Annotated in this window: 5 protein-coding genes; 4 read left to right on the top strand and 1 reads right to left on the bottom strand. The window is 62.5% G+C overall.

The annotated features are described in order from the left end of the window. Positions 1 to 150: 150 nt before the first annotated feature. The 4 genes from AB1A64_RS22270 to AB1A64_RS22255 all read left to right on the top strand — a co-directional run bounded on the left by AB1A64_RS22270 (position 151) and on the right by AB1A64_RS22255 (position 5,595). Positions 151 to 2,211 (top strand): YjbH domain-containing protein, encoded by a 2,061-nt coding sequence (locus tag AB1A64_RS22270; RefSeq protein WP_366554343.1) that lies wholly within the window; start codon positions 151 to 153, stop codon positions 2,209 to 2,211. Beyond that, complete coding sequence (locus AB1A64_RS22265; protein WP_366554341.1) at positions 2,208 to 2,861, top strand: YjbF family lipoprotein; 654 nt, start codon at positions 2,208 to 2,210, stop codon at positions 2,859 to 2,861. Before AB1A64_RS22270 ends, AB1A64_RS22265 begins: the two co-directional genes overlap by 4 nt. Positions 2,862 to 2,885: 24 nt before the next feature. Further along, the gene (locus AB1A64_RS22260; protein WP_366554339.1) at positions 2,886 to 4,265 is read left to right on the top strand and encodes a polysaccharide biosynthesis/export family protein; all 1,380 of its coding nucleotides are present in this window, start codon (positions 2,886 to 2,888) and stop codon (positions 4,263 to 4,265) included. A gap of 163 nt (positions 4,266 to 4,428) precedes the next feature. Further along, the gene (locus AB1A64_RS22255) at positions 4,429 to 5,595 is read left to right on the top strand and encodes a nucleotide sugar dehydrogenase (protein ID WP_366554337.1); all 1,167 of its coding nucleotides are present in this window, start codon (positions 4,429 to 4,431) and stop codon (positions 5,593 to 5,595) included. 84 nt (positions 5,596 to 5,679) lie between these two features. On the opposite strand, the gene AB1A64_RS22250 is transcribed toward AB1A64_RS22255, so the two are convergent. Continuing rightward, complete coding sequence (locus AB1A64_RS22250; RefSeq protein WP_366554335.1) at positions 5,680 to 5,949, bottom strand: hypothetical protein; 270 nt, start codon at positions 5,947 to 5,949, stop codon at positions 5,680 to 5,682. Positions 5,950 to 6,029: the final 80 nt, after the last annotated feature.

Below are 6,029 nucleotides of genomic sequence, written 5' to 3'. Positions count from 1 at the left end.
TTGCAGAATTGCCACAAGGTGTTTTGTGGATATTTTTTTTGGCGGATTGTTTCGGGACGTTTGTTTTGAAAGTTGTTAGTGAGGCGCCGATCGAAAAAGCGATAGATTGACGTGAAGATTCGAGCGGTGTCTTTGAGGTTGAGAAGCCTGTTGGCGTTGGTATTTGCGGGTGCGGCGGGCATGGGTCAGGCGCAGTCTGTTTCGACCTATGGCACGCCTGGCCTGCTTGAGATTCCGACCGCCGAGATGTTCGATGACGGGGCGCTGGTTTTCACCGCTGCGGGGTTGCGCAATAGCGGGCGGGGGACGATGACGTTCCAGATGCTGCCCTGGGTGCATGGCAGCTTTCGTTATGCGGTGATCGACAGGTTGGATGGGCCCGACACCACCCGGTATGACCGCAGCTTTGACATCCATTTCCGGTTGCGCGAGGAAAGCCGGCACAGCCCGGCCATCGTGATGGGGCTGCGCGATTTTGGCGGCACTGGTGTTTATGCGGCCGAGTATTTTGTGGCCACCAAGACCTTTCAGGACCGGCTCAAGCTGACCGGTGGCATCGGCTGGGGCCGCATGGCAGGGCGGGGCGCGTTTTCGAACCCGCTGGGTGTGTTTGGCAGCCGGTTCGACACCCGGCCGCCGCCAAATTCGAACGGTCAGGGCGGTGAGCTGGAATTCGGCAACTGGTTCCGTGGCGATGCGGCGCTGTTTGGGGGCGCCAGCTGGCAATATAATGACCAGCTGACCTTTCTGGCCGAGTATTCCCCCGATCTGTACAGCCAGGAAGCCGTCAACGACAGTTTGCGGATCAGATCCCCGATCAATGTCGGGGTCCAGTACCGGTTCGACAATGGCACGCAGCTGACCACATCTTATCTTTATGGCTCCACGCTGGGGCTGACGCTGAGCTATTTCATCGACCCGCGCAAATCGGTGGCGCCGGGCGGGCAAGGTGCCGCGCCACCGCCGTTGCAGCCCAGATCGCAGACCGCTACCGCAACAGCGGACCGCGCGACCGGCGACATCCGGTCCCGGATGCAGGCCGCGCTGGAACAGGAAGGGCTGCGGCTGGTCTATCTGTCGGGGACCGGCGATACGGTTCAGGTCGGGGTCGAGAACACCACCTATGGTCAGGCCGCCCAGGCGTTGGGGCGCACCGCCCGCGTGCTGGCCAATGAAGAACCCGCCCAGACCGAGCATTTCGACATCGCGCTGATGTCGAACGGCGTGCCGCTGAGCGCGGTGCGGGTCAATCGCGACGACCTGTATGAGCTGGAACACGACCCCGACAATGCCTGGCGCAGCTTTGCCCGGGCCGAGGTTTCGGACACGCTGCCGCTGGTGCAGGGCGGTATCCTCAGCGATGCTTACCCGCATTTTTCCTATCGGTTCGGGCCCTATCTGAACTTTTCTTTCTTCGATCCCGACGACCCGCTGCGATATGAGGTGGGCGCCGCGCTGGGGCTGGATTACACGCTCTCGCCCGGCTTCACCCTGTCGACCGGGCTGCGGCTGCCGATCCTCAGTACGCTGGATGACAGCACCCGGGTCTCGGATTCACCGCTGCCGCATGTGCGCTCGGATTGGGCGATCTATGCCCGCGAATCCAACCTGCGGATCGAACATATGACCGGCGAGTATCTGTGGCGGCCGGGCACGAACCTTTATGCCCGCACCACGCTGGGCTATCTCGAGACCATGTTCGGTGGACTGTCGGCAGAACTGCTGTGGTATCCCACCAACAGCCGCCTAGCCCTCGGCGTCGAGGCCAATTATGCGGTGCAGCGCGATTTCGACGTGCTGTTCGGCTTTCAGGATTATTCCGTCGCCACCGGGCATGTCTCGGCCTATTACGATCTGCCGGGCGAGTATCACGCGCAGGTCGATGTCGGGCGTTACCTGGCGGGCGATTATGGCGCCACCTTCACGCTAGATCGCGAGTTCAACAACGGCTTCAAGGTGGGGGCTTTTTTCACCCTGACCAATGTCAGTTCCGAGGAGTTCGGCGAAGGCTCGTTCGACAAGGGTATCCGGCTGGAGATCCCGATCTCGTGGCTGACCGGGCGCCCGTCGCGCAACAAAATCGCCCAGACCATCCGCCCCGTTTTGCGCGATGGCGGCGCGCGGCTGCATGTGCGCAACCGGCTCTATGGCGTCACCCGCGAGGCCCGCGCGCAGGATCTGTCGCGCGGCTGGGGGAGGTTCTGGCGATGAAGGCCCTGCGCCGCCCTGCCCTGTTGGCCTTGCTGGCCCTGCTGCTGAGCTCCTGCGGCGACGCGCAGGAAGATGTCGATCTGCTGAAGGGGGCGCTGTTTCCCAATGCGCCCCGGTTCCATCCGCGCGCGCAGGCGCTGGCCGCGCGCCGCCCGATCCCGCCCCGGCTTGAGGTCGGCTTTCCCGCCCGCGATCTGGCCGGGGTCATGCTGCTTGAGACCGAGCGCGCCGGGGTACAGACTTGGCTGACCGCGGATGGCGCCACCATCACGCTGGATCAGGGGCTGCTGACCTCGGCCAAGGGGTTCGGCGGCGGTCTGGCCGGATCGGATGTCCGCCAGAGCGCCGCGCTGATCCTGAGCGGCGGTTCGGGCCGGGCCGAGCGGTTCCACAGTTTTCTCAACGGCAATGACGAGATCGAGCTGCACGCCTATCGCTGCCGGATCACCCCGCTGGGGTCTGACCCGGTGGTGTTGCAGGGCACGCCCGTTGCCGCGCAAAAGCGGCAAGAGGATTGCTATGGGGTGGCCGAGACCTTCAGCAACATTTACTGGGTGCAGGACAGCACCGGCCGCATCGTCCAGTCCTCGCAATGGACCGGCGATTTCCTGGGCAACATGGTCATAAAGATGGTGCCCGATGACAGTTGAGTTTTGAACAGCAAAGGACAGCATGTGCGCCATTTCCCCCTTCTCCTCAGTGCGCTGGCCCTGAGCGGCCTGATCGCCGGATGTTCAACCATCTACCGCAGCCCCTCGGTGACCGCAGGCGTGTCGGATGCCGGCAAGGTCCGCGTCGTGCCGGTCACGCCCGAGACCGTGCTGGTGGCCAACCGATCACCCTATGCGCCCAAAACCCTGCCTTCGGTGTTTGGCCTGTCGGCCGGATCGGGCTCTGACACCAGCCTGCGCGGCACCGGCCCCCTGCCCGAGGCCCCCTCGACCCAGGACGGATCACGCGCCGGGCTGCAGCTGGACCCGCCGCCGCAGGTCAACCCCGGCCCCTATACCATCGGCATCGGCGACGTGCTGGTGCTGTCGACCCCCTCCACCCAAGGCACCGCCGGAGAGCTGTCGGGCCTGCTGGCTGCGCAGAACAGCCGCAACGGCTATACCGTGCAGGATGACGGCTCGATCAACATCCCCGATGTCGGCCGCGTCCGGCTGGTTGGCCTGACCGTGGACGAAGCCGAGGCGCTGCTGTTCCAGCGCCTGGTGGAAAACCAGATCGATCCCACCTTCAGCCTGGAGATTGCCGAGTTCAATTCCCGCCGCGTCTCGGTTGGCGGCGCCGTCGGCCAGCCCGGCATCCAGCCCATCACCCTGACCCAGCTGACCCTGGGCGAGGCGCTGTCGGCCGCCGGGTCGGTCTCGGTCAGCGATATCGACAATTCCTCGGTCCGGATCTACCGCGACGGGCAGATGTATCAGATCCCGCTGGAAGATCTGTATGCGCGCACCGCGCTGCAGAACCTCAACCTGATCGCTGACGATTCAGTCTTTGTCGATACCGACTATGATCTGGACCGGGCCGAGCGCTTCTTTGCCCAGCAGATCGCCCTGCGCGAGACCGTGCTGGAAGGCCGCCAGACCGCCCTGCAAGAGCTGAACACCGCCGTCAATCTGCGCCGCGCCGATCTGGATGAGCGCCGCAGCAACTTTGTCCAATCCATCGAGCTGGACGCGGTTGATCGCGATTACGTCTATCTATCCGGCGAGGTCCGCACCCAGGGCCGCTATGCCCTGCCCTTCAACCACGCGGCCACCCTGGCCGATGCGCTGTTCGACACCGGCGGCGGCATCGCCAAGGAAACCGGCGACGCATCGGAAGTCTATGTGCTGCGCGCCGCAACCGACGCCCGTGAGTTCGGCGCCGTCACCGCCTGGCATCTTGATATCCGCAACGCCGCACAGCTGACCCTGGCCGCGCAATTCCAGCTGCGCTCGAACGACATCATCTTCATCGCGGAAAACCCGGTCACAAAATGGGGCCGCACCATCAGCCAGATCACCCCATCCCTCATAACGACGCCAATCAATGCCGCGGTAAATTAAAACACCCACCCGGGCACCGCCATTGCGCGCAATCAGCACAAGCGCGCGATGGCCGCCCCTGTCAGATCATTGCCTTCACGTCTTTCAAAAGCTTATCACACACCAAAAACACGATTATGGTCGCACCGGGCGTGCCGACCCTGGGTACACAAGGAACCACGATATGAAGATCGCGATTGCCGGGATTGGCTATGTTGGCTTGTCCAACGCGGTATTGCTGGCGCAAAACCACGACGTTGTTGCCCTGGATGTGTCCGCCGCGCGCGTGGACATGCTCAATCGGCGCGAAAGCCCGATCCAGGATGCCGATATCACCGATTTCCTGACCAACCGAGCGCTGAACCTGACCGCCACCACCGATCCCGAAGCCGCGTTTGGCGGGGCGGATTTTGTCGTTGTGGCCACCCCGACCAATTATGATCCGCGCAGCAACTATTTCGACACCAGCTCGGTCGATACGGTGATCGAACAGGTCACCAGAGTGAACCCCGATGCGGTCATCGTGATCAAATCCACCATCCCCGTGGGCTTTGTCACCGATGCCCGCGCGCGGTTTGGCACCAACAATGTGATCTTCTCGCCAGAGTTTCTGCGCGAGGGGCAGGCGCTGCACGACAACCTGCATCCCAGCCGGATCATCGTCGGCGAACGCTCGGACCGGGCCAAGGCCTTTGCCGATCTGCTGCTGCAAGGGGCCGTGTCCAAGGATGCGCCGGTGCTGTTCACCGACCCCGACGAGGCCGAGGCGATCAAGCTGTTCGCCAATACCTACCTTGCCATGCGCGTGGCCTTTTTCAACGAGCTCGACAGCTATTCCCTGGCCGGCGGCATGGACCCGCGCCAGATCATCGAAGGCGTCAGCCTCGACCCGCGCATCGGCGCGCATTACAACAACCCCTCGTTCGGATATGGCGGCTATTGCCTGCCCAAGGATACCAAACAGCTGCTGGCCAATTACAACCATGTGCCGCAGAACCTGATCCGCGCCATCGTCGATGCCAACCGCACCCGCAAGGATTTCCTCAGCGATCAGATCCTGATGAAAGGGCCCAAAACCGTCGGCATCTACCGGCTGGTGATGAAAGAAGGCAGCGACAATTTCCGCCAAAGCTCGGTTCAGGGCATCATGAAGCGGATCAAAGCCAAGGGCATCCAGGTCATCGTCTATGAACCGGTTTTGAGCGAGGATCATTTCTTCCACTCACCGGTGATCCGCGATCTTGACGCCTTCAAGCAGCAGGCCGACCTGATCCTCGCCAACCGCATCTCGGACGAGATCCGCGATGTCAGCGACAAGGTCTTCACCCGCGATCTGTTTGGCGCGGACTGACATCCCCCGAGACTGCTTTGGGTACAAAAAACCCCGCCGCAGGAATTCCCGCGGCAAGGCTGTGCGCTGTGAACGGCGGATAGCTTACGTCAGCACAAGCGCATGAATGCCCGACGCCGTTGTGCCGGTCGCATGTACACGCGTAACCCCCACCGGCAGGATCGAAAAATCCGTCACCTGAACGGTGCGCGTCTCCCCCCGCACCGTGGTCATCACCACAGCCCCGCCCACCTCAACATAAAGACCAATCGCCACCTCCGGCAGATCCGCCACATCCGACAGCGCAACAGGCAAAACATCACGCGCAGGCCCCGAAAGGCTGGAAACGCGATTGCTAAAAGGGTTCATGCTCATCAGCCCAACCTCACTCAGTCATCTCAATCAGCAACACCATAAACAAAACACAACTAACACAACGAAAACTCACCGAACGG

The organism is Ruegeria sp. ANG10 (assembly GCF_040705255.1).
In the GTDB taxonomy this organism is placed as follows: Bacteria; Pseudomonadota; Alphaproteobacteria; order Rhodobacterales; family Rhodobacteraceae; genus Ruegeria.
Note: the sequence above shows the minus strand (reverse complement) of the source record. Positions and strands in the feature narration are given on the sequence as shown.